Below are 22,904 nucleotides of genomic sequence, written 5' to 3'. Positions count from 1 at the left end.
CAAAGTTTGATGTATGCGTATTGCGCTGATCTCTCCCAAAGGGCCGCTTTATCGGCACCGTGGCGGTATTTTCAAAAAATCCCTGCGCTATCAACCATTGACGCTGACGACTTTAACCGCCCTTGCCCCGCCCGAGTTGGATATTGAATTTCAGCTTTATGACGAAGGGATCGAGGATCTGCCAAGTGATCTGAATGTCGATCTGATCGGCATGACCGTGATCACCGGCACAGCGCCGCGCTGTTATGAACTGGCCGCAAAATTTCGGGCCAATGGTATTCCGGTCGTTCTTGGCGGCCCGCATGTAACCCTGATGCCGGATGAAGCCGCGCAGCATTGTGATGCCATTTGCGTCGGATACGCGGAAATGTCTTGGCCACGTCTGTTGCAGGATTTTGCCAAAGGACAATTGAAAGGACGCTATGATCAGGGGTCTGATTTCAATCTGAACCAAATGGTTATTCCTGAACGCGACCGTCTGGATCGCGGGAAATACATCACCCAAGCTGTTTTTGAGGCCACGCGCGCCTGCGCCCACGCTTGCGATTTTTGCGTGTCACCATCCGCATGGGGACGTAAGCAATTCCAGAAGCCAGTTGAACATGTCGCCCATGACATCAAGCAGTTTGGCAAAAAACGAAATATCTTTATCGACCTCAACCTAATTTCGGACCGGGCCTATGCCAAATCACTGTTTGAGGCATTGGTCCCGTTGAATATCCGCTGGTTTGGTCTGGTCACCAGCCTGATCGGCCGCGACCCGGACTTGATGGAACTGATGGCCAAAAGTGGCTGTTCCGGTGTGCTGATTGGCTTTGAAAGCATATCAACCGATGCCCTTGGCAGTGTGCACAAAAAATTCAACCAGCCCAACACCTATACCAAAGTGATCGAGGATCTGCACCGCCTGAACATCAGCATCTATGGCTGTTTTGTCTTTGGCTATGACACGGATGATACGGGCGTGTTTCAGCGGACCGCTGACTTTGCGATTGATGCCGGTATCGACCTGCCACGCTTTGCCATTCAGACCCCGTTCCCTGGCACACCATTGTATCATCGCCTAAACGCCGAAGGTCGCATTACAACGCGGGATTGGGAACTTTATGACGGCCAGCACGTCGTTTATCGCCCATCCAAAATGACCGGCGAAGAACTACAAGACGGCCATGTCTGGGCCTGGCAAAACGTCTATTCCCGTCGCGCAATTCTGAAACGGCTGGCAAAATCGCGGACACAATTGCCAATCTCGATCCTCGCCAACCTTGGATATCGCTTTTACGCCAACCATTTGCACAGCCATTACACCTGCGACTGGCCCATTGGATACGAGTTGAAAGCATCATGAAAGTCACCTTTGTCCATCCATCCATCGGCAGGCGTCCCGGTGAAAACTATATGCGGACGTGGCAGATGGAATCTTTGCCCATTGCGGCACTTGCGCATCTGACCCCGGATGATGTCGAAATCCAGTTTTTCGATGATAGGATGGAGCCGATTGACTTCGATGCCCCCACCGATCTGGTGGCGATCCCAATTGAAACCTATACCGCCAAGCGCGCGTATCAGATCGCGTCGACCTATCGTGCCAAGGGTATTCCGGTTGTGATGGGCGGGTTCCACGCCACATTGATGCCGGATGAGGTCGCCCAATATGCAGAAGCTGTGGTCATTGGTGAAGCCGAAAGCGCATGGGCCGATGTCATTGATGATGCCCGCCACGGGACACTAAAGCCCGTTTATAAAGGCTATGACCGCGGATCTCTGGATAACGTGCACTTCGACAGATCGGTTTTCAAAGGCAAAAGATATCTGCCGCTTGGGTTGGTCGAAACCGGGCGGGGCTGCCGTTTTCCTTGTGAATTCTGTGCGATCCAGGCCTTTTTCGGCCAAACCCATCGCCGCCGCCCTGTAGATAAAATTGTGGCTGAACTGGAACAGATCAAACACGAAAAGCGGTTGTTTTTCTTTGTGGATGATAATTTTGCAGGTTCAATTCCCAAAGCCCAAGAACTGGCCGAAGCCATTGCCCCCGTCAACATCCGGTGGGTCACACAGATGAGCGTTGACGCCGCCCACAATGAAGAGTTTGTGGCGACCCTGGCTCGCAGTGGGTGTCGTGGCGTATTGATCGGATTTGAAAGCCTTGAACGCGACACACTGCGCGCAATGGGTAAGAAATTCAATACGATGGGTGGAGGGTATGCCAATGCGCTGGCCAATTTGCGCAAATATGGCATTCGGATTTATGGTACGTTTATCTTTGGCTATGGCACAGAAACGGCTGAAACCTTTGAAAATGCCTATGATTTCGCGATGGATAATGACTTTTTCTTGGCCGCGTTCAATCACCTGACCCCATTCCCAGGTACCCCGCTTTACAAACGTTTGAAAGACAACGGGCAGCTGCATTATGACGCGTGGTGGCTGAACGATGCCTATTCCTATAATACATTGCCCTTTGATACCGGCGGCATGTCTGGCGAAGAAATCACCCAACGTTGTGTTCAAGCGCGCAAAAAATTCTATTCCATTCCCGGTATGATGAAACGCGGATTTGACAAGCTGAACCGCGGTGATTTCACCATGATGCGCGCCTTTTTTCTGATCAATTACCTGCACCGGCAAGAGGTCAACAAACGCCATATGTTACCTTTTGGTGATCCAAACTGGTCGGGTGAATTGCTGAAGGTTGCATGACGCCGTATCACTTCAAAAAGGCCGATCAGGGCGATCAACCCGCAATAGATCAGCTTTTGAATACCGCCATAATGCCAGGATGGATCAGTCTGTCTTATCAAAGCGCAGCGGGCCACCACGCGCCACTTTGGGCAGACGTAGATCATAATTCGATCATTGGATATCATGGTGAAACACCCACCGGAATGGCCAGCTGCAGTGTTTTCCCATGCCATTTTCAGGGAAAACGGCAGCGATTGGCATGGTTCAATCAACTGCGCATTGCGACTCGTTTTCAAAGCAAACCTGTCATTTTACGCGATGGAATGGCTGCAATTCATACCCATCTGCGGCAAAATGATCCGGGGTGGTATCTGGTTTCGATTGTTGCTGATAACGCCCGCGCAAGGCGTTTGGTTCAGGCCGGTCTGCCCGGATTTCCGCGCTTTGAACCGCTGTTTCGATATCATTCGCTAGCCTTTGGCAGCCGCAGATATCAACACCCCAAGAATGTTCGACATGCGACGGCCCACGATATGACAAACCTGCGAAACTTCCTGAATCAACAAAGTCAGCACCGCCCGTTGTCGCCCTACATCACTGATTTTGGGTCTTTTCAAAATCTAACGCCGCAGGATTTTCTGATTGCAGAAGATAATGGCACGATTACGGGCACAGTCGCAGTTTGGCAGCAATCGCCTGAAAAGCGGATGATCGTGCACGGCTATACTGCACAGCTAGCGCGTTTTCGACCCGTGGTTAATCTGTTTAGCCGGATTATAAATCTGCCCCGGCTTCCCCCTGAGGGGCATGAATTGTCCAATGCATTTTTGTCTTTTCTGACAACGTGCACATCCCAAATTGCCAAGGATTTAGTCCGTGCGGCTTTGAACATCGCACATCAACGGGGCGTCGCGATGGCAACCCTTGGGCTGGCGCAAGATGACAAGCTGCTTGCGCCATTGTGCAAAGCTTTTGGGCACCGGGATTATGAAAGTGTGATTTATGCCGTCACGCTAAGCCCTGATCACCCCATGCCCCTAAAAGATGATTTTAGGAATTCAAAAATTGAAATTGGCCTGCTTTAGCGTAGTCTGATCGTATATAAGGGACAGAAAATGGATCATACCGATGGTACTTAGATTGATAACCATATTGCTGATTGTTTTGGCAGCCCCACTATCCGCCCAGAATACGGACGAGGCGATACACAACGAAATTCGCGCCATGAAAGATCGCACCATCGCTGCACTGGACGCTCGAGATGTGGATGCACTGATGAATGAATTGTCCGACAACGTCTATTTCACAGCCATGAATAACGAGGCTGTGCACGGAAAACCAGCGGCGCGTGAATATTATGATCGCATGATGGCTGGCGCTGATAGTGTGGTCACCGACATGGCCGTGACATTCGACCCTGATGTGCTGTCCGCGCTTTATGTTGACGGCAATAGTGCCGTATCGACTGGTTTCTCAAAGGCCTCATTCAAGATGCGTGGCGGGTTGGAATTTGACGTGCCCCTGCGTTGGACGGCCGCCTTGGCCAGAATAGATGGCGAATGGAAGATCACGGGCATGCATTTTTCCTCTGATATCTTCAACAACCCGATCTCGGGCGAGATCATGAAATATCTTTGGCTGTTTCTGACGATTGCGGCTGTCATCGGTTTGCTAATCGGCTTTTTGTTAGGCCGAAAAAGGCGCCGCACTTGACCGCACAAAGCATAACCATAACGCCGGAACGGTCTTCATACACAAAAGCGTGCGAGGACATTCCTGCGTTACCGGAAAACTGGTATGCTTTGGCCAAATCAAACGAACTCGGTTCGCAAAAAACGATCGTGCGTACGGTATACAATCGGGAATTCCTGCTGTATCGCTCCGCTCAGACCGGACAGGTCACGGTTTATGCTGCGCAATGCGCGCATATGGGATGTCACCTGAAACATGCTTTGGCTGAAAAAAACGGTATCCGCTGCGCGCTTCACCATCGATTGATCGCCCATGACGGACATTTTACAAAGCCGGATGGCACAAAATCGGTTGAACTAATTCAGCCAACATATCCTGTGGCCGAAAAATATGGACTGATCTTTGTCTATACTGGCAACAAGCCACGCTATGATATTCCCGTGCCGGAATTCGATGTATCTTCGTTTCTGGCAGGACCGGCTGGTAGCTATTCGACCAAGACGTCTTGGTTTTCGCTGATCGCAAATGGCTTTGATATGGAACATCTGCTGTCTGTGCATGGTCGCGTTCTGAAAGAACCTGCAAAGGTCAGCGCCCTTTCAAAAGATCGGTTTCGCATTGGATATCGGACGCAAGTAACGGGCAAAAGCCTAAGCGATAGAATGATGAAGTGGCTGTCAGGTAACGATATTCGGGCGTCGATGACCACGATTGGTGGCACACTGATGTTGGTGCAAAGCCAGGCCGGCCCACGCCCAAGTTTCTTTTTGCTGTCGACATGCCCCAGGATGGATGGCGGCACAGATATTCATGCGGTCGTGGGGCTAGTTGGCGAACAAACCCGCCTGACCGACCGCATCCGCTTAAAAGTTGCAGGATGGTTATTCCGAAGTTTCCTTTCGCATGATTTTACCATCTTTGATGATCTGAAATGGCACCCGCCGACCTTTACACATGGGCCGCCCGATGGCTTTGCCCAACAACTTTATATATTTTTGAAAAGCTGCCCATCAGCAGGGGACCTAGATGACAGATAAAGCCATTGATCAAACCCCCGGCACGCTGAACCTGACGATTATGGCGGCCACGATCCTTGGGATTTGTGGTACGCTTTGGGCTGCATCGCACACGCAATCCTGGGTCGTTTTCATTGGCGCCGCGCTGATTTTTTCGTTCCTTGGCAATACGATGTACGCGTTGATGCACGAGGCCGTACATCGCCATTTTCATGACAACCGCACAATCAACGAAAATGCAGGCCGCATTATCGCAGGTTTCTTTCCTACTGCTTTTGCCCTTCAGCGGGTTTTTCACCTGTCGCACCATAAAAACAGCCGAACCGAAAGGGAGCGCTTTGATTACTATGCCCCCGGCGAAAAACGGTTTGTCAAATTCGTGCAGTGGTATTGCATTCTGACTGGGCTTTACTGGATTTTGCTTCCACTGTTTTCAGTGATCTATTTCTTTACCGCAGACCTGATCAAAGGGCGTCGTCTGTTTGGAAAATCCGGTGAATGGTTTGCAAAACAAACAAGCGCGCAGGAATTTCTGGATAGCCTTGATGCGGTGCCCGTTTGGCGGGCGCGACTGGATATTATGATCGGCCTTTCTGTGCAGTTGGCACTGATCTTCTTGCTGGATCTATCGCTTGCAGGGTGGGCCGTTTGTTATGCCGCCTTTGCCGTGAATTGGAGTTCGCTGCAATACACAGACCACGCTTTTTCTGACCTGGACAATCGCGAAGGGGCCTGGAACCTGAAGGTGAACGGGCTGGTGCGTATGGTTTTCCTGAATTATCACCATCATTTGGTCCACCACCGCGATCCATCGATCCCTTGGGTTGCTTTGCCCAAACACGTTCAAGCCACCGATCCCAGTCCCAGCTTCTGGTCGATTTATTTCAAGATGTGGGGCGGGCCGCGACCGCTTCCTGTGACTGATGATGCTGTCAACCCTGCAGAGTGAATGGCGCTTTCGTCTGGGTGTTGGCGCGGCTTTTGGGCTGTGGTTCGGGTTGATTTATGGTGGGACCAACTTCATAACGCACTTTCGGTCTGATCTGCCTTCACTCCGCATTCCGCTAGACGATGCGATCCCGCTAATCCCCGAATTTTCAATATTTTACCTGTCGGCCATGGTCTTTTTCTGTTTGCCGCTTCTGATCATGCCCAAGCGTAATCTTTTGGTTCTGGCCTATGCTCTGTCAGTGCAGGTCCTGATTGCGGGTATCTGCTATCTGATGTTTCCGCTGCAGCCCAACAGCTATGATCCGCCTGCAAATATCGTCTTTCAAATCGCAGACTTCGTAAATCTGACTTACAATGATTGTCCATCATTACACGTGGCGCTGACAGCATCTTTCGCGATGGGCATGTGGCCATTTCTAAGAACCGTCTGGAAACCTGTCATAGCCATCTGGGCGCTTCTGATCATTGCATCGACGCTGTTGACCCACCAGCACCATATCCTGGATGTCGCAGGTGGATTGGTGCTTGCTGTGTTCGGGCTCAAAGTGCTTTTACCAATGGTTGATCGTCGATTTGCACACTTTGCGATGCACGCAGAATAATCAGATGTGTTCTTTGAAAAACGCCGCCATATCATCGCGTAGTTCCGGAATATGGTTCGTGCAGCAATGATCGCCATCGTCAAAGACACGCATGGATACATCACGTGACGCACCGATGCGGATCAGTTCATCGCGCAGCCAATATTTATCGCGCAATGGCACAACGCGGTCTTTGGCACCCATCACAATGCGAATAGCGGCGGGGATACCTGACAGGATCTCAGTCCGGTCGATATAGTTCTTTGACAAGACATGTTTGATTTCGGCATCGGTTTTGGCACCCGTGATCTGGCAGATTTTGCTTTTGATGATGAACGGCACACGGGAAAACGACTTGGTGTTGATGGGTGCGCCCAGATCATAAATCGCCTTGATCCGATCATCCCCCGAAGCCGCCGAAAAACCCCAAAGTGCGCCGATGCTGGTGCCCATGATCCCAACGCGACTGGTATCAACGGGATAACCAGACAGCGTGGTTAAAATAGCACCCACCATTTCGGGAAAACGGTCAGACCAATAAATATTGTCCAGCAAAAATGCCTCGGCCTGGCCCGGACCATCAAAACAGATCACAGCAAAGCCGGCATTCAGCATCGCCAGTTCGGTGGCCAGATGTTCCTCTTTACAGTCATCCAACCCGTGTATGATCATCACCAGTGGAAACGGGCCTTGGCCTTCTGGCAGGTGCAGATTCGCGGGGAATTCCTGGTCGTTCCATGGGATATGAAGTCGCTGATACCGATCACCAAAGGCCAGTGTTTCAGCTTCAATATAATAATCGCGGCTTTTGGTATAACTGCGCAGCTTGGCATCGTTCAGCGGCATGATGCCCCAATGGGCGAGGTTGCTCATGTAAGACATGCGGCGCAGACGGCGGACCAGTTGGTCATGGTCCAGATCTGCGCGATCACGATCTAGCTCGGCTTCCTCATGCGCGATCAGTTGGTCAGCAGCGCGCGACCAGTCATCCAGGTTTTTGATCGAGTCCAGAAAATCAAACAAAACCTTGTCGCTGATATCGCCACCCCGCCAGCGGTTCCAAAACGGCTGTGTCAGCTTTTTTACACTGACAACCCGCGACACCGACCGCAGCGCTTTTAGGAAAAAATGATCATAAGGCGTATAGGCGTCGGTATGACTGACGTTTTTCATAATGCGTCCGATCTATGGCTTCGATATAAACAAGCGTAACTTGACCCTAGGTGTCACATTTCTAAAGTGCCACTATCTTATAATAGAAAGCAAAGCCCATGACACAACGTTTGCACCTTGTTTTCGGAGGTGAGCTGATCGACCCTACTAAAAACGCGTTCAAAAATGTCGATGATATTCACATTGTTGGAATTTTCCCCGATTATGCAAAGGCTTATAATGCATGGAAAGCCGAAGCACAGCGCACGGTTGATAATGCACACATGCGCTATTTCATTGCCCATTTGCATCGGTTGCGTGATGAAGAAACGGCCGCCTCGGCGACGGAAGAACTTGGCAACTAGGATCATAAGATGAGCACGTCCGATGGCATGTTTTTATATCGCACCTTAACGGACAGCGAACCGTCGGACGAAACACCGCGCAAACATAAGCCCGACAGCCCTTTGGTATGGCTGCATGCGTCAAATCTGGCAGATGCGATGGCCATTTGCGAATTAGCCGAACGGCTGCGCCACGAGCGTGATGATTTGTTTATCATGCTGACCACGCCGCCCACGTTGGAATTGCCATCAGACCGCCGTCTTGCCAGTGTGTTTTGTCAAACCTTGCCGAATGATACCGGGCATGGTTCTGCAGAATATCTTGAATACTGGAAGCCTGATCTGCTGATTTGGGCGGATGGAGACCTACATCATGGGCTGTTATCCCGCATGTCCGAACGTAATATCCCAATGTTTCTGATTAATGTTCGCCTGTCATCCATTGAAACATCCGGTCTGCGATGGGCTTTGGGTATGCATCAAAAGACATTCCGGCATTTTGATCGAATTTTTGTAGTTGATGAAGAAGTAGAAAATCACATTCGTCGTATGGGGGCCGAGGCACAGCATATCGAAGTGTCACAGCTGCTGGAAGAAGGCACGCCCGCTTTGTCTTGCGATAAAACCGAACACGCACATCTTACCGATATATTGGGAAGCCGACCAATGTGGCTGGCGGCGATGGTATCCCAAGAAGAAGTTGAAGTGATCGGCCAGGCCCACAGACGCGCAAGCCGCACAGCGCACCGATTGCTTTTGATACTGGTCCCTGATGACGAAACTCAGGGGCTAGAAATAGCCCAAACTTTGGCGCACAAAGGGTGGGAGGTAGCCTTGCGATCCAAGGGGGAAGACCCCACAGAAACAACCCAAATTTTTGTCGCGGACACACCCGACGAAATGGGAATTTGGTACAGACTGGCCCCAATTACGTTTCTTGGATGTTCGCTGATTCACGGCCCTGGCAAAAATCCGTTTGAACCCGCCGCTCTTGGATCAGCCGTTTTACATGGCCCGAATGTTTCACAATATCGCAGCAGCTATGACAGATTGGCCAAGGCGGGGGCGACACGGTCTGTGCGTAACGGCGATCAGCTTGCCACTGCCGTCGAAGATCTGCTTTCCCCCCACCTGGCCGCAAAACTGGCGCATGCGGCGTGGGATGTCACTTCGGGCTCAGCCGAGGTCACAGACCGTATTGTTGAAATGGCTTTGACAGCTTTAGACGATCGAGGGCTATAATACATGCGTCCTCCGCGTTTCTGGTTCACACCGGCCGATAGACCCGATTGGCGGGCACGGGCGTTGGCACCATTGGGTTGGATATACGCCAAGGCCACGGCATCGCGTCTGACCAAACCTGGCTATCGCAGTTCTTGCCCAGTGATCTGCATCGGCAATATCAACGCAGGTGGCACTGGCAAAACACCTACAGCCATTGCAGTTATCGAGCGGCTTCAGGCGATGGGTCTGAAATCTGTCTGCGTGTCACGCGGGTATGGCGGCACGCTGCAAGGTCCGGTGCAAGTGACTCCAAATCACAAAGCATATGCTGTTGGCGACGAACCCCTATTATTGGCAGCATTCGCGCCAACCATTGTATCAAAAAACCGCGCAACCGGTGTACGATTGGCTGAAACTCTTTTGCCAGATATTATTTTACTGGACGATGGCTTTCAAAATCCCTCTGTACAAAAAGATCTGAACATTATCGTCGTCGACGCACATCGGGGCTTCGGGAATGGATACGTTTTGCCCGCAGGCCCTTTGCGTGAACCCGTGGACATGGGGCTAAAGCGGGCTGATTTGGTTTTATCGATCGGCAATGATGCAGCACAGGCGCGGTTTTCTCAAACCTGGGGCGGTGCGATTGATCTGCCGCAAATGCGCGGTCATCTGAAACCACTGCTGACAGGAATGCCATGGCAAGGACTGCCTTGTCTGGCTTTTGCGGGCATTGGTCATCCGGAAAAATTCTTTCAGACTCTGCGTGATCTGGGGGCAACTATTATCCGGGCCGAGGCATTGGATGATCACCAACCCTTGACCGATGCCCTGATGAAGCGGTTGGAAATTGAAGCCAAAGCGCAAAACGCCCAATTGGTTACAACGGAAAAAGATGCCGTGCGACTGCCAAACAGTTTTCGTATGAAAGTTCTGACCTTGCCTGTGCGGCTTGAACTTGACGATTGGTCTGCTTTTGATACAGTGCTTAATCGCGTTTTGGAAAAGCCGGTGCAGGACGGTCAAGGGCAAGATCCGCGTCCGAAAACGTAAACGGCGACCGAACGCCCGGGACACCATCCAACGTTATCTGAAGCGCGCGATGCTTCACCTGTGGGTCAGCAAAGACCTGGTCCATAGTGTTGATCGGCCCAGCTGGAACCGTGGCTGTTTCACAAGCCACCAAAAGATCGGCCATTGTCCGGCTTTTGGTACATTGTTGCAATGCATCCGTCATCGCTGCGCGGTGGGCAATCCGGTCAGAGTTGGTCAGAAACCGCGCATCCTTGGCCATGTCAGGGCAATCAAGCATTTCACAAAGCCGCGCGAATTGCCCGTCGTTCCCAACGGCAATGATGATATGCCCATCGCTGCACTCAAACACCTGATAGGGCGCAAGATTGGGGTGCGCATTGCCCATTCGGGTCGGGGAGACCCCAGTCGCAAGATAGTTCATCGCCTGATTGGCCTGCATCGAAACGGCGACATCAAACAATGCCATATCAATGTGTTGCCCAACACCTGTTGTCTGTCGTTGATGCAAAGCTGCCAGAATGGCCGTGGTGGCGTAAACACCCGTCATGATATCCGTGATCGCCAAACCCGTTTTTTGCGGCGCCCCATCAGGTTCACCCGTGATCGACATCAGACCAGACATGCCCTGAATGATATAATCATAGCCAGCACGGTCGGCATAAGGGCCCGTCTGACCAAAGCCCGTAATGGAACAATAGATCAGGCGTGGATTGATTTCAGACAGTGCCGCGTAATCCAAACCATATTTTGACAAACCACCGACCTTGAAATTTTCAACGACGATGTCAGCATCCTTTATCAGATCACGAACCTGCTTTTGCCCATCGTCTGTTCGAAAATCAGCAATAATCGTGCTTTTACCACGATTGCAACTGTGGAAATAGGCCGCAGACCGGTCTGATCCGCGATCAACAAAGGGGGGCCCCCAACCGCGTGTTTCATCGCCACTTGGGCTTTCGACCTTGATCACGTCTGCCCCAAGGTCGGCCAACGTCTGGCCCGCCCACGGTCCAGCCAGCACGCGCGCCAGTTCAATGACCTTTAGGCCGTAAAGCGGTGTCATCAGTTTGCCAGTTTTTCGTCCAGTACACGCGCAAACTGGGCGTAATCCATATTCGAATAGTTTTCGCCATTGATAACAAACGAAGGTGTTGCACGGATATTATCACGCTGCGCGTTGGCCTCGTACCAGCCAAACAGGGCTTCTGCCTTGGCAGTATCTTCCATACATTCGTTCACTTGCACACTTGTCATGCCCGCCGTACGTCCGATTGTGCGCAATGCGTCTGCGATTTGAACAGGATCACCCGTTCCCAACCAGTCGCGTTGTTGGTCATACAGCATGTCTGCAATTCCAAAGAACCGTGTTTCGCCACCACAGCGCGCCACCATTGATGCCCAAAGGCCAAATCGGTCAAAGTAAACCTCGCGATAGACAAACCGTACTTTGCCCGTATCGACATAATTCTTTTTGATCTGCTCAAACGTTCCATTGTGGAACGTCGCGCAATGCGGGCAGGTAAAGGATGCATATTCGACTATCGTCACTGGTGCATCTTCGGCACCCATCACCATTTCGGCTATGTCAGACTGGGCCACTTCAACAATGCTGGCTGCCTGTACTGTTCCGGGGGTTTGTACAGTGCTGTTTTGCGACATAAACAAATATGCACCACCCGCACCGAACGCTGCAACGGCAGCAATAGCTATCATTCGTTTCATTATGTGCCTCTGTCCAAAGATTTCGGTCTCGATAGAATGTTTGCACCCAGGGTTTCAAGGGCCTGTCTTAGGTCTTTGCTTTTTACGCCTTCGGCTGCCTGCTGTGCATCAGCTTTGACTTGCGGGTCAATCTGCCGTGATTTCTTGGGTTTGGGCGTGAATGCCACTTGCCCTTCGGCAAATCCAGTGGGGGCCGTTTGGGTGATCCGGATGCTGGAAATCGCATTATAGCCATAGCAGGCATTCACCCGATCACGCAGTTGCGGCAATTGTGATTGCAACATCGGTCCATATGCGCCCTTGGTCAGCACTGTCAACGTGGCACCGATACCGTCGCGCCCATACCCGATTTTAACAGGCACTGCCATCTTGGCCGTCGCTTCGCCCACAATTTCAACCCAATGCGTCAACAGCCGCGTCACTGCAAAACCACGCTTTTCGCTTGCAGTCCTGATCCGCGACTGCAACAAATCCGAGGTCGTCTTGAACCCCATCGTGGTTGATCGCCGATGCATAACGGCCATAAGTGTTTTCTCCGATTGTTGAGCTATTTTAAACTGCACGCGTATATTCACCAGTCCTAAAGCGAAAGAAAGACATAAACATTGCGTTATGAAATGTTAAGCGATGCGCTTCTTGACTGGTATGACCGCCATGCACGTACGATGCCGTGGCGTATTGGCCCCGCAGATCGCAAAGCTGGACAAATACCAGATCCCTATCGCATTTGGCTGTCCGAGGTGATGTTACAGCAAACCACTGTCGCCGCGGTGCGTGATTATTTCCACAGGTTTACAACACGTTGGCCGACGCTGACCGATCTTGCATCAGCCAAGGATGCCGATGTCATGGCTGAATGGGCAGGGCTTGGGTATTATGCCCGCGCGCGCAACCTGTTGAAATGCGCGCGGGTTGTCACCGATGAATATGACAACAAGTTTCCAGGTAAATATACTGAACTGCTGAAACTGCCCGGGATCGGGCCTTACACGGCTGCCGCGATATCCTCTATCGCGTTTGATGCGCCAGAAACCGTGGTGGATGGCAATGTCGAACGCGTTATGGCGCGACTTTTCAATATTCACACACCCTTGCCCGCGGCCAAAATGCCTTTGACCGAAAAAGCGGCATTGTTGACGCCGCAAAAACGCCCGGGCGATTACGCACAAGCGGTTATGGACCTTGGCGCAACGATCTGTACACCTAAAAACCCAGCCTGTGGTATTTGTCCTTGGCATGACCCCTGTGTTGCCCGCGCCGAAGGTACGCAAGCCGAATTGCCCAAAAAAATGCCCAAGAAACCTAAGCCAACTCGCTTCGGCATCATCTATATCGCACGTCGCGATGATGGAGCTTTCTTGCTGGAAACCCGCCCAGACAAAGGTTTGCTGGGCGGTATGTTGGGATGGCCCGGATCAGATTGGACCGATGCACCCGAAGAAAATCCACCCCTTGATGCCGATTGGCGCACGCTGGATGCCGAAGCCCGTCACACGTTCACCCATTTCCACCTGCGCCTTACCGTTCAAATCGCGTACGTTGGGTTAAACGCAACCCCAACACGCGGTGAATTCATCGAATTGCACGCTTTTCAATCATCAAGTTTACCCACCGTCATGCGTAAAGCATTTGACTTGACCGCCGGTGAATGGCCAAAATCCTGAACGAGTTGGTAATATCTGGCCTGATACCAAGTCCGTCAAAGGAGCTATTATGATTTCTGCAGATAAAGTCGCCCGTTGGCAAAGCGCCCTTCCATTCTGGTTATCGCTTGCCCTTGTGCCCCTTGCGTGGGTCGGTGCGATCTATGGTGGTTGGACTGTTTTTCTTTTGCCCCTGACAACATGGTATCTATTCGCAATTATTGATGTTTTTGCGGGTCTTAATCAGGAAAATGCAGACCTTGAAACCAATGATCAGCAACTGTTTTGGTATCGTGCTATCACACTGATCTGGACGCCCGTTCAGTTTGCCACAATCTTCGGCATCCTGTGGTACGTCAGCGCGACAGGCCACTTGGCCGTATGGGAAAAAATAGGTCTATTTTTCGGCGTCGGGGTGATCAGTGGCACGATCGGGATTAACTACAGTCACGAATTGATGCACCAGAAAAGCAGACTGGAACGCTGGATGGGCGATATTCTTTTGGGCATGGTGCTCTATTCACATTTTCGCTCCGAACATCTGCTGGTACATCACAGATATGTGGCAACGCCGAAAGATCCTGTGACAGCACGTTATAACGAAGGCTTTTATCGATTTTTTCCGCGCGTTTTGCACCAATGTCTGACATCTGCGTTCAAGGCGGAAAAAGCGATGCTGGCGCGCAAAAATTTGCCATGGCATCATCTCTCAAACCCTTTTTGGCGTTTTGCCGCGCTGCAAATCGGTTTTTTGGCGCTTGCTGCTTTGATTGGCGGATGGGCTGGATTGGGATTGTTTGTGCTGCAAGCCGTCACGGCAATCTGGCAGTTAGAGCTGGTCAATTACATTGAACACTACGGTTTAACGCGCAAACATCTGGGCGACGGAAAATATGAACACGTTCTGCCACGTCACAGCTGGAATGCGTCGCATAAGGCCTCAAACTGGCTGTTGATCAATCTGCAGCGCCATTCAGATCATCACTATAAACCCGACCGCCGCTTTCCGCTTTTGCAAGCGCATACAGAAACCGATGCACCCCAATTGCCCTATGGCTATCCGATCATGACAATGGCCGCGATGATCCCGCCTTTATGGCGCAGTCGCATGAACCCCCGCGTCAAACGCTGGCGCGAGATGTATTATCCTGAAATTACTGATTGGACGGCCTATAAGCAAGGGACGCACCCGCTACCAAGATAAGGAAAGCGGGTGGGACGGCAGACGGCAAAGTCGTCATCAACTAACGCCCTGACTTTCTAGTTAACGCATCCTTATAAAGCGCAAAACTATGTATTGTCTGACAGATCCAGTCGCGTGCGACTCAGATCTGTGACTGCCAATCCAGATGCAACAAAATCATCCGGTAAAGTTTGGTCATGACAAAGTGATGCCACAGCTTTGGCAAGACTGGGCGCCATCATGATACCATATCCGCCTTGCCCCGCATTCCAGATAAAGTTCGGCAAGACATCATCAAAACCAATGACGGGGCCACCATCGGCCACAAAGGATCTTAGCCCGGCCCAACTGTGTTCGATACGGCGCACGGGAAGCAATGTGTGTCGTTGAATCCAATCGGCCAGCACAGCGATATCCATTTCGTCAGGCTGCGCGTCTTGCGGTTCCATCGGTGTCGCATCCCCAGGCGAGGCCATAAGCTTGCCAGCATCAGGTTTGATATAGGCATCATCGCCTGTGAAATCGACGCAAGGCAGACGCGCGACATCATAGCCAGTGGTGGCGTCCAGAATGATCGCTGTACGGCGTTTTGCGACAAGTCCAATAGGCTTGGCACGTGCCAATGCACCGACCTGATCCGCCCAGGCGCCAGCCGCATTCACGACAGTTCTGCCTTGGAAGGTTTGGATTTTCGTGGTCACAGACCAGCAGCCTTGCGCATGCGTCATTGACATGACGGGGTGTCTGGTCTGAACTGTGCCGCCCCGTTTGCGAAACGCTTTCAGATAGGACTGAAGAAGTAAGGCAACATCAATGTCCATCACACCGGCTTCGTAAACTGCCCGGGCAACCTGATCTTCGCGCAGGAAGGGCGCCATGGCCAAGGCGTCTTTTGGCGTCATCTCTATGATTGGGTTTGCTTGTGTCGATGCCATCAATACCTGATCAAGCAAGTTGGCATCTTTTGCATTGGCAACTGCCAAAGCCCCCCTTGGTTGCAACAAAGGTTCGCTTGCAAAGTCTTCCGGTGGATCGGAAAAAAACGGTTCGCTTAGTGCGTTAATGGCGCGCACCAAAGATGTCCCATAGTTGCGCGTAAACAGTGCCGCCGACCGGCCTGTGCTGTGATAGCCAGGTTGCGCTTCGGCTTCGATCAGCAATACTGTACCATTTGCCGCAAGCTCATACGCCGCCGAAGCACCCGCAATGCCTGCGCCAATCACGATGAAATCATAGGTCATAAAGTGGCGCCCTTTTGTCATCGCACACACATGATGCAGTGCCAACCTGGGCACAAGACATTCAATCATGACAATTTGCAAGTTTATTAAAATTTGTTGACTCTATGAAAGTTTTATTACCTATTTGATCTATCTTTGGGGGTTGAATGCCAAAATCATTACGAGAACGGCTGTCAGAAGCAAACAGATCCATGTCCAAATCGGAACGTGCGCTGGCCAGCTATATGATTGCCGAAATCACGACTTTACCCTTTGAAACAGCTGCCAGTCTGGCCGAAAAAGTAGCCGTCAGCGAACCGACCGTAGGACGGTTTTGCCGGTCCCTTGGATATAACAGCTTCAAGGATCTCAAATCGCACTTAAAGCGCGATATTGGAGATCAACCTTGGTTAATCGGCGACCGCTTACGTGATTTACAGGCCCGCTATCATGCCGGTGAAGATCAGCTTGTCCGGGGCCTTGAACTGGAAATGGCAGCCCTTGTAGCTGTCTATGAAATTGCACATTCGCCCGCATGGGCTGTTGTCGTCAGACGGCTAGCCACAGCCAAGGCAGTTTTTGCGACTGGTTTTCAGACCGAACGCGGCATGGCGCAGATTTTTGTCAATCAGTTGCAGTACCTGCGGGACGGTGTGGAACTGCTTGATCTAGGCAGCGGTAACTTCGCGCAAATTCTGGCGCGAAATGATACTGACGCAGCCTTGGTGATATTCGAAGCGCGCCGTTATTCGCGATTGGCCAAGGATCTTGCGACCCAGGCCAAAGCCGCAGGTATCCCCGTGACGCTGATTACCGATCCTTATTGTGATTGGGGGAACGATGTGGCCGATGAGCTGTTTGTTGTACCGACCGAATTCAATCTTTTCTGGGAATCTACCGCACAGATGGCAAGCCTTGCCAATCTTTTGGTCAATGGCGTCTTCATGGAGCTTGGCCCCGAGGTCGAGGACCGGATGAACCACATTGCTGACCTTTATGGGCATTTCACCGGCCATGTCGGCAGCGCGCCTGCTAAAAAACTGACCGAGAAAAAGACAACCGATTAGACCAATTTTTCATATAAAAGGACGATCTTGATGCACTATGCGACCAAGTCACGACTTCTTTCAGCTACGGCGCTTATTGCAGCGGGCCTGATTTCAACCACCGCCTTTGCACAAGAGGCGACGATTGCGTTTGCCTCGGGTGAACTGGGTGCCACATCATACAATCCAGTGACATCCAGCAACCTGAATTCAGCCACGTCACTGATCTATGATCGGCTCGTAGAGCAGGACGCCGATCAATCCTATCATCCGCATCTTGCGACTTCGTGGGAGGAAAGCGCAGATGGAATGTCCTGGACATTCAAACTGAAAGAGGGCGTGACATTTCATGATGGCACCGAATTCAATGCACAATCAGTTGCCGATTGGATCCCGGATTTCGCTGATACAGAAAATGCATTTCTGGTAGCGGCAATCGATGCCGTCGAAGTTGTAGATAATCTGACGGTCAAATTCGTGATGTCCCGACCCGAGCCGAACCTGCTTTACAACCTTGCTTCGTCATTTATGGGTATTCCAGGGGCGGCTGCATACGATGAAATGGGCGATAATTTCGGCGTAACCGGTGCGGTGGGTACAGGGCCATTCAAGCTTGATCGTTTTGATATCGGGCTTGAAACAGTGTTGGTGCGAAACGACGATTATGCCTGGGCGTCCGATCTTTCGGAAAATCAGGGGGCAGCCCATCTGGCACAGGTCACGTTCCGGGAAATTCCGGACCAATCGACCGCGTTTCTAGAATTAAAAACCGGTGGCGTTGATATCTTGCTGGGTGTGCCTACGGATTTCCTGCAAATTCTTAAGGCCGAAAGCAACGTGGCTGTCATTCAGATGCCAGGAACAGGCATCAATTACATGCCAATCAATGTAACAGCACCCCCGTTCGATGATATCAAGGTGCGTCAGGCCACCGGACTTGCGATCAACCAAGAAGCGATCGTTGCTTCGATCTATAATGGTGTCGGGGCCCCAGCACATAACTTTCTGATTTCGTCACTGCCAGAAGCCGATGTGGACCCTGCGTTAGACGTGCGTCATGATCTGGATAAAGCAAATGCACTGCTGAAAGATGCAGGCTGGATCATGGACAGCGATGGCGTTCGTGTAAAAGACGGCACACGTTTGTCGGTCAAACTGTTCACACAAAACGGGACCGAATTCACATCGCTGACCCAGGTTGTTCAGGCGCAATTGGCCGACATCGGCATGGAAGCGATTATCACCGTTTTCGACAGCTCGACCATACGAGACGAATACAAGGAAAACCGACATCAGCTTGCCGTTCGCGGTTATGACTGGAATAATTCGGACATTTTGGATTGGTTCTTTTCAGGCAAACGTCTGGGATATCCCAACGTATCCATGTGGACTGACGCCGAAGGTCAGCGTCTGAATGATGTCGCAATGGAAGAAAGCAAAAATTCGGAAGAACGTATCGCGAATTTCAAAGCCTATCACGAATACATTCTGTCACAGCATCTGTTCGTGCCGATCTATCAGCCAACAACGAACATTGCTTATAATACAAATAAGGTGAACGTGCCTGATCCGATACGGGGCACAAGATTCCGCGCGCAGACGGTACTTGACATAACCGTCGCCGAATAACGCTGACCTAAAAGACGCGCGCCCCCGATGCCCGGGGGCGCAAGGCCCCAATCGGGGGAAAGACAACCTATGCTTTGGCGATATATTTTCTTTCGGGTGCTTATGCTGATCCCGGTATCATTTTCGATTTCAGTCGTGATATTCATGATTGTTCATCTTCTGCCGGGCGATCCTATCGACAACCTGATCCGCGTTGGATCATCGCCCGATGACAGGGCTGCCTTAATCACCAAATACGGGTTGGATCAACCGCTGGCCATTCAATATCTGCGCTGGATCGGAGCCATGTTTCAAGGCGATTTCGGTGAAGCAATTGTGCTGCGGCGCCCTGTTGCTGATCTGATCGCGCAAAATCTGCCCTATAGCCTGGCGTTGGGCGGGTTGGCTTTTGCCTTTTCCAGCATTGTCGGCATCATTCTGGGTACAATATCCGCCACGACACGGTCCAAAATTGTCGAACAATTCATGCGCGGCTTTATCTTGTTGGGCTCAACTGTGCCAGGGTTCTGGTTGGCGCTTTTGATGATCCTGTTCTTTGCGGTGCAATTGCAGTGGTTCCCGGTGTCAGGCGCAGGTGGTTGGAGCGCGCTTGTGCTGCCGGTCTTGACCATTGGTTTCGGCGGCGTGGCTTTGGTGGCCCGCGTCACGCGGGTGGCATTGCTTGATGTAAAACGCGAAGATTTCGTGATGCTGCTGCATGCCAAGGGTCTGCCATCATACAAGATATTATTCGGTCATCTGATGCCACATGCCCTGCTACCTGTCGTGACCATTCTGGCATTGCGCATCGGTTGGATACTTGGGGGCGCGGTTACAGTCGAATTTGTTTTTGGGCGCCCCGGTCTTGGATCGCTTCTGATCCGCGCTCTTGGCCAGCGTGACTATCCTGTTGTGCAGGGGTGCCTTTTGATGCTGGCGCTGGCTGTCATGTTGGGCACATTGATCGGTGACGTGGCACAAGCTGCCATGGACCCACGCATTCGCGAGGCAAAAACATGAGCAGTATGACAGGTATCGCTGCGCGTTGGATGGCAGGTTATCGCGGCACGCCCGTATCCCGTGCCTTCGGGTCGTGGCTTGGCAAGATCGCAGGTGGCTTTCTAGTTTTGCTGGTTCTGACAGCAATTTTTGCGCCTTGGATTACACCGTTCGATTATGCTGCACAGGATCTGACAAACGGAAATGCACCACCCGGATGGCCCCACCTTCTGGGCACTGATCAGTTTGGCCGTGATGTCCTTAGTCGCGTCATATACGGCGCGCGCACATCGCTTTCGGTCAGTGCAACGGCAATTGCCATTTCGATCACTGCTGGCATGACGTTGGGGGCCGCTGCTGGTTACTTTGGTGGATTTTTCGAACGGGCCGTTATGACTGTGGTCGATCTGACCTGGTCTTTCCCCGACATCCTGATCGCGTTGATATTTGTCGCTATCATCGGGCCCGGTCTAACCTCGACCACGTTCGCAATTGCCATTGCCTATCTTGCACAATTCACACGGCTGACGCGGGCACAGATTGTGCGATTAAAACGCGAAACTTTCATCGAAGCGACGATTAATCTGGGCGCAAAACCGCATCATATTCTGCTTAAGCATTTGCTGCCCAATGCGATTGCACCTGTTATCGTGGTTGGCATGCTGGCCATTGGTGACGGCATCGTGCTTGAGGCAACGCTTGGCTTTTTTGGCCTTGGTGCACAGCCGCCGACCCCAAGCTGGGGCGCGATGATGTCATCTGGTACGGCGCAGCTGTTTCTTAGCCCATGGGTCATCATCTTTCCCGGTGTGGTCGTGGCCGTCACAGTGATCGCTGTAAATCTTTTCGGCGACGAATTGATCCGCGCGCTTGATATCCGCGACCGGATCAGGGGGTCATGAGTATGCTTGAGGTCCGCGATCTTGAAGTGGCCTTTGGCCCCGTTGCGCCTTTGTCCGGCGTCAGTTTTTCACTGGAAAAAGGTGAAACACTTGGCATCGTGGGCGAAAGCGGGTCAGGCAAATCCCTGACCGCGATGAGCGTGATGGGTCTTTTGCCGCTTTCAGGCGGCCGGATTACCGCAGGTTCGATTATGTTTGATGGTCAGGATCTGACCAATCTACCTGAACCTGCATATCGTAAATTGCGTGGTGGGCGTCTGGGGCTGATCACGCAAAACCCGATGACATCGCTTGACCCGTTGCAAAAGATCGGACCGCAGGTCGATGCCGTTGCCCGGCTGCACCTTGGCATGAACGCATCAGAGGCACGGGCGCGCACGGTCGAAATCCTTGGCACATTGCGCATTCCGGAACCTGGCACAATCTGCAACCGCTATCCGCATCAAATGTCGGGGGGCATGAAGCAGCGTATCGTGATCGCGATGGCACTGGCCGCTGATCCCGATGTGCTGGTCGCCGATGAACCGACGACTGCACTTGACGTGACCGTACAGGCCCAAATTATTCGCCTGCTTGACGATCTGGTGAAAGAACGTGACCTGTCGCTGGTGCTGATCACCCATGACATGAGCGTGGTCGCGCAAACCTGCGACAAGGTCGTGGTCATGTATGCAGGCCGCGCCATTGAACACGGACCTGTCGAGGCGATCTTTGACGCACCCCAGCACCCTTATACGCAAGCCTTGATCGGCTGCATCCCAAAGGGCTTGAGTGACGATGAACACCTTACAGGCATTCCCGGCACTGTTCCGAACGTCCTGAACTATCCCAAAGGATGTCCGTTTCATCCCAGATGTACACAAGCCAAAGAAATATGTGCCACAGATGTGCCTGCATTTGTTCAACATGGTAACGGGCAGGCCGCGTGTCATTTTCCGGGGGCGCCGCAATGACCAACCTTCTTGAAGTGCGCAACCTGTCGAAACAGTTCAAAAGCCCGGGCGGTCCGTTTCGCAAGGCGCGCGCGATGCATGCCGTTAACGATGTGTCCTTTGATCTGCCCAAGGGTCGCGTTGTTGGCGTGGTCGGCGAAAGTGGCTGCGGCAAATCCACATTGGCGCGGCTGATTTTGCGGTTGATTGAACCGACCGACGGCACATTGCGCTTTGACGGTGAAGACTTGCGCGCCAAATCCCCGGCACAAATGCGCAAACTGCGCGCCAACATGCAGATGGTGTTTCAGGATCCTTATTCCGCGATTGATCCTCGGTACACTATTTCGCGGGCGGTCATGGAGCCTTTTGTCGTTCAAGACCGCAAGCCAGCCAGCAAACCAGAAGAGGAAGTGGCGGCACTGCTTCGTATGGTTGGGCTGGACCCAGGCCTTGCATCCAGCTTTCCGCACCAAATCTCCGGTGGGCAAAAACAGCGCGTTGGCATCGCACGTGCACTGGCGCTGCGGCCACAGCTTTTGGTCTTGGATGAACCGACAGCATCGCTTGATGTGTCGGTGCAGGCGCAAATCATCAGCCTTTTGGAACAATTGCGGGATGATCTTGGGCTGACTTATCTGTTTATCAGTCACGATCTAAGCCTTGTGCGGTATTTTTGCGACGAAATCCTGGTCATGTATCTGGGCCGCGTTGTCGAGGCCTTACCTGACACGGACCTGCCCGCGCGCCACCCCTATACTGCGACACTGATGGACAGCACCTTTGCACCAGACCCCAAATTGCGCCGCATCATCACGCCACTGGAAGGCGAGGTTCCAAGCCCCTTTGATCTGCCGCCAGGCTGTGCATTTGCAGACAGATGCCCCCGTGCCGCAGCTATTTGCCGGACTGAAACACCCGTATTATCATCTGATGGCGGACACGCTGTCGCCTGCCATAACCCAATCTAAA

The 22,904-nt window shown here is 52.0% G+C and carries 23 protein-coding genes; 18 read left to right on the top strand and 5 right to left on the bottom strand.

Going from position 1 to position 22,904, the window contains the following annotated elements:
* The first annotated feature begins 13 nt into the window (after window positions 1–13).
* The 7 genes from HRQ87_RS03125 to HRQ87_RS03095 are packed head-to-tail and all read left to right on the top strand — an operon-like array spanning window position 14 to window position 6,943.
* Complete coding sequence (locus tag HRQ87_RS03125; protein WP_174135091.1) at window positions 14–1,348, top strand: B12-binding domain-containing radical SAM protein; 1,335 nt, start codon at window positions 14–16, stop codon at window positions 1,346–1,348.
* A complete protein-coding gene (locus HRQ87_RS03120) occupies window positions 1,345–2,700 on the top strand; it encodes a B12-binding domain-containing radical SAM protein (RefSeq protein WP_174135089.1) in 1,356 nt (451 codons plus the stop codon). Before HRQ87_RS03125 ends, HRQ87_RS03120 begins: the two co-directional genes overlap by 4 nt.
* Window positions 2,697–3,767 (top strand): hypothetical protein, encoded by a 1,071-nt coding sequence (locus tag HRQ87_RS03115; RefSeq protein ID WP_174135087.1) that lies wholly within the window; start codon window positions 2,697–2,699, stop codon window positions 3,765–3,767. Before HRQ87_RS03120 ends, HRQ87_RS03115 begins: the two co-directional genes overlap by 4 nt.
* Before the next feature lie 43 nt (window positions 3,768–3,810).
* Window positions 3,811–4,395, top strand: coding sequence for a nuclear transport factor 2 family protein (locus tag HRQ87_RS03110; protein WP_174135085.1), 585 nt, complete (start codon window positions 3,811–3,813; stop codon window positions 4,393–4,395).
* A complete protein-coding gene (locus HRQ87_RS03105) occupies window positions 4,392–5,411 on the top strand; it encodes a Rieske 2Fe-2S domain-containing protein (RefSeq protein ID WP_174135083.1) in 1,020 nt (339 codons plus the stop codon). Before HRQ87_RS03110 ends, HRQ87_RS03105 begins: the two co-directional genes overlap by 4 nt.
* Window positions 5,401–6,339: a fatty acid desaturase family protein gene (locus HRQ87_RS03100; RefSeq protein WP_174135081.1), complete on the top strand. Its 939-nt coding sequence runs from the start codon at window positions 5,401–5,403 to the stop codon at window positions 6,337–6,339. Before HRQ87_RS03105 ends, HRQ87_RS03100 begins: the two co-directional genes overlap by 11 nt.
* Window positions 6,317–6,943, top strand: coding sequence for a phosphatase PAP2 family protein (locus HRQ87_RS03095; protein ID WP_174135079.1), 627 nt, complete (start codon window positions 6,317–6,319; stop codon window positions 6,941–6,943). Before HRQ87_RS03100 ends, HRQ87_RS03095 begins: the two co-directional genes overlap by 23 nt.
* Here HRQ87_RS03095 and HRQ87_RS03090 read toward each other — a convergent pair whose 3' ends face one another.
* A complete protein-coding gene (locus HRQ87_RS03090) occupies window positions 6,944–8,095 on the bottom strand; it encodes an alpha/beta hydrolase family protein (protein WP_174135077.1) in 1,152 nt (383 codons plus the stop codon).
* Window positions 8,096–8,193: 98 nt separating this feature from the next.
* Between HRQ87_RS03090 and HRQ87_RS03085 the strand changes: the two genes are divergently transcribed.
* From HRQ87_RS03085 to lpxK, 3 genes are read left to right on the top strand one after another with little or no spacing between them, the layout of a single operon-like run.
* Window positions 8,194–8,439, top strand: coding sequence for a DUF4170 domain-containing protein (locus HRQ87_RS03085; RefSeq protein ID WP_174135075.1), 246 nt, complete (start codon window positions 8,194–8,196; stop codon window positions 8,437–8,439).
* A 9-nt stretch (window positions 8,440–8,448) separates the two neighbouring features.
* On the top strand, window positions 8,449–9,660 hold the full coding sequence (locus HRQ87_RS03080; protein WP_174135073.1) for a 3-deoxy-D-manno-octulosonic acid transferase: 1,212 nt from the start codon (window positions 8,449–8,451) through the stop codon (window positions 9,658–9,660).
* Window positions 9,661–9,663: 3 nt separating this feature from the next.
* A complete protein-coding gene (lpxK, locus tag HRQ87_RS03075) occupies window positions 9,664–10,695 on the top strand; it encodes a tetraacyldisaccharide 4'-kinase (RefSeq protein WP_174135071.1) in 1,032 nt (343 codons plus the stop codon).
* Here the strand turns inward: lpxK and HRQ87_RS03070 are convergent.
* From HRQ87_RS03070 to HRQ87_RS03060, 3 genes are read right to left on the bottom strand one after another with little or no spacing between them, the layout of a single operon-like run.
* A complete protein-coding gene (locus HRQ87_RS03070; protein WP_174135381.1) occupies window positions 10,631–11,743 on the bottom strand; it encodes a CaiB/BaiF CoA transferase family protein in 1,113 nt (370 codons plus the stop codon). The two genes, lpxK and HRQ87_RS03070, sit on opposite strands and share 65 nt — an antisense overlap.
* Complete coding sequence (locus tag HRQ87_RS03065; RefSeq protein WP_174135070.1) at window positions 11,740–12,399, bottom strand: DsbA family protein; 660 nt, start codon at window positions 12,397–12,399, stop codon at window positions 11,740–11,742. Before HRQ87_RS03065 ends, HRQ87_RS03070 begins: the two co-directional genes overlap by 4 nt.
* A complete protein-coding gene (locus HRQ87_RS03060; protein WP_174135067.1) occupies window positions 12,399–12,923 on the bottom strand; it encodes a DUF721 domain-containing protein in 525 nt (174 codons plus the stop codon). Before HRQ87_RS03060 ends, HRQ87_RS03065 begins: the two co-directional genes overlap by 1 nt.
* A gap of 93 nt (window positions 12,924–13,016) precedes the next feature.
* Between HRQ87_RS03060 and mutY the strand changes: the two genes are divergently transcribed.
* Both mutY and HRQ87_RS03050 read left to right on the top strand, forming a co-directional pair.
* Window positions 13,017–14,063, top strand: a complete 1,047-nt coding sequence (gene mutY / locus HRQ87_RS03055; RefSeq protein ID WP_174135379.1) for an A/G-specific adenine glycosylase — start codon at window positions 13,017–13,019, stop codon at window positions 14,061–14,063.
* Between the two features lie 49 nt (window positions 14,064–14,112).
* Complete coding sequence (locus tag HRQ87_RS03050) at window positions 14,113–15,246, top strand: alkane 1-monooxygenase (protein ID WP_174135065.1); 1,134 nt, start codon at window positions 14,113–14,115, stop codon at window positions 15,244–15,246.
* Window positions 15,247–15,332: 86 nt separating this feature from the next.
* Here the strand turns inward: HRQ87_RS03050 and HRQ87_RS03045 are convergent, their stop codons facing one another.
* Window positions 15,333–16,466, bottom strand: a complete 1,134-nt coding sequence (locus tag HRQ87_RS03045; protein ID WP_174135063.1) for an NAD(P)/FAD-dependent oxidoreductase — start codon at window positions 16,464–16,466, stop codon at window positions 15,333–15,335.
* 146 nt (window positions 16,467–16,612) lie between these two features.
* Here HRQ87_RS03045 and HRQ87_RS03040 point away from each other — a divergent pair, with 146 nt between their 5' ends.
* The 6 genes from HRQ87_RS03040 (at window position 16,613) to HRQ87_RS03015 (ending at window position 22,903) form a co-directional block, all read left to right on the top strand.
* On the top strand, window positions 16,613–17,512 hold the full coding sequence (locus HRQ87_RS03040; RefSeq protein ID WP_174135061.1) for a MurR/RpiR family transcriptional regulator: 900 nt from the start codon (window positions 16,613–16,615) through the stop codon (window positions 17,510–17,512).
* 30 nt (window positions 17,513–17,542) lie between these two features.
* Window positions 17,543–19,120, top strand: a complete 1,578-nt coding sequence (locus HRQ87_RS03035) for an ABC transporter substrate-binding protein (protein ID WP_174135059.1) — start codon at window positions 17,543–17,545, stop codon at window positions 19,118–19,120.
* Between the two features lie 69 nt (window positions 19,121–19,189).
* On the top strand, window positions 19,190–20,119 hold the full coding sequence (locus HRQ87_RS03030) for an ABC transporter permease (protein WP_174135057.1): 930 nt from the start codon (window positions 19,190–19,192) through the stop codon (window positions 20,117–20,119).
* Window positions 20,116–21,000 carry an ABC transporter permease gene (locus HRQ87_RS03025; protein WP_174135055.1) on the top strand — a complete coding sequence of 295 codons (885 nt, stop codon included), beginning with the start codon at window positions 20,116–20,118 and terminating at the stop codon, window positions 20,998–21,000. Before HRQ87_RS03030 ends, HRQ87_RS03025 begins: the two co-directional genes overlap by 4 nt.
* Window positions 20,997–21,953 (top strand): ABC transporter ATP-binding protein, encoded by a 957-nt coding sequence (locus tag HRQ87_RS03020; protein ID WP_246251648.1) that lies wholly within the window; start codon window positions 20,997–20,999, stop codon window positions 21,951–21,953. Before HRQ87_RS03025 ends, HRQ87_RS03020 begins: the two co-directional genes overlap by 4 nt.
* Window positions 21,950–22,903 (top strand): ABC transporter ATP-binding protein, encoded by a 954-nt coding sequence (locus tag HRQ87_RS03015; protein ID WP_174135053.1) that lies wholly within the window; start codon window positions 21,950–21,952, stop codon window positions 22,901–22,903. Before HRQ87_RS03020 ends, HRQ87_RS03015 begins: the two co-directional genes overlap by 4 nt.
* Window position 22,904 lies beyond the last annotated feature (1 nt).

It is taken from the genome of Parasulfitobacter algicola, from assembly GCF_013315265.1.
GTDB lineage: Bacteria > Pseudomonadota > Alphaproteobacteria > Rhodobacterales > Rhodobacteraceae > Parasulfitobacter > Parasulfitobacter algicola.
The sequence above is the reverse complement of the archived record's forward strand: the minus strand, read 5'-3'. Positions and strand labels throughout refer to the sequence as shown.

Bases quoted from the DNA above. Each gene is read 5' to 3' on its own strand.
- HRQ87_RS03015 (WP_174135053.1), top strand. From the start codon at position 21,950: ATGACCAACCTTCTTGAAGTGCGCAACCTGTCGAAACAGTTCAAAAGC.
- HRQ87_RS03020 (WP_246251648.1), top strand. From the start codon at position 20,997: ATGAGTATGCTTGAGGTCCGCGATCTTGAAGTGGCCTTTGGCCCCGTT.
- HRQ87_RS03110 (WP_174135085.1), top strand. From the start codon at position 3,811: ATGGTACTTAGATTGATAACCATATTGCTGATTGTTTTGGCAGCCCCA.
- HRQ87_RS03065 (WP_174135070.1), bottom strand. From the start codon at position 12,399: ATGAAACGAATGATAGCTATTGCTGCCGTTGCAGCGTTCGGTGCGGGT.
- HRQ87_RS03040 (WP_174135061.1), top strand. From the start codon at position 16,613: ATGCCAAAATCATTACGAGAACGGCTGTCAGAAGCAAACAGATCCATG.
- HRQ87_RS03080 (WP_174135073.1), top strand. From the start codon at position 8,449: ATGAGCACGTCCGATGGCATGTTTTTATATCGCACCTTAACGGACAGC.
- HRQ87_RS03115 (WP_174135087.1), top strand. From the start codon at position 2,697: ATGACGCCGTATCACTTCAAAAAGGCCGATCAGGGCGATCAACCCGCA.
- HRQ87_RS03095 (WP_174135079.1), top strand. From the start codon at position 6,317: ATGCTGTCAACCCTGCAGAGTGAATGGCGCTTTCGTCTGGGTGTTGGC.
- HRQ87_RS03045 (WP_174135063.1), bottom strand. From the start codon at position 16,466: ATGACCTATGATTTCATCGTGATTGGCGCAGGCATTGCGGGTGCTTCG.
- HRQ87_RS03090 (WP_174135077.1), bottom strand. From the start codon at position 8,095: ATGAAAAACGTCAGTCATACCGACGCCTATACGCCTTATGATCATTTT.
- HRQ87_RS03085 (WP_174135075.1), top strand. From the start codon at position 8,194: ATGACACAACGTTTGCACCTTGTTTTCGGAGGTGAGCTGATCGACCCT.
- HRQ87_RS03120 (WP_174135089.1), top strand. From the start codon at position 1,345: ATGAAAGTCACCTTTGTCCATCCATCCATCGGCAGGCGTCCCGGTGAA.
- HRQ87_RS03035 (WP_174135059.1), top strand. From the start codon at position 17,543: ATGCACTATGCGACCAAGTCACGACTTCTTTCAGCTACGGCGCTTATT.
- HRQ87_RS03050 (WP_174135065.1), top strand. From the start codon at position 14,113: ATGATTTCTGCAGATAAAGTCGCCCGTTGGCAAAGCGCCCTTCCATTC.
- HRQ87_RS03100 (WP_174135081.1), top strand. From the start codon at position 5,401: ATGACAGATAAAGCCATTGATCAAACCCCCGGCACGCTGAACCTGACG.
- HRQ87_RS03060 (WP_174135067.1), bottom strand. From the start codon at position 12,923: ATGGCCGTTATGCATCGGCGATCAACCACGATGGGGTTCAAGACGACC.
- HRQ87_RS03030 (WP_174135057.1), top strand. From the start codon at position 19,190: ATGCTTTGGCGATATATTTTCTTTCGGGTGCTTATGCTGATCCCGGTA.
- mutY (WP_174135379.1), top strand. From the start codon at position 13,017: ATGTTAAGCGATGCGCTTCTTGACTGGTATGACCGCCATGCACGTACG.
- HRQ87_RS03025 (WP_174135055.1), top strand. From the start codon at position 20,116: ATGAGCAGTATGACAGGTATCGCTGCGCGTTGGATGGCAGGTTATCGC.
- lpxK (WP_174135071.1), top strand. From the start codon at position 9,664: ATGCGTCCTCCGCGTTTCTGGTTCACACCGGCCGATAGACCCGATTGG.
- HRQ87_RS03125 (WP_174135091.1), top strand. From the start codon at position 14: ATGCGTATTGCGCTGATCTCTCCCAAAGGGCCGCTTTATCGGCACCGT.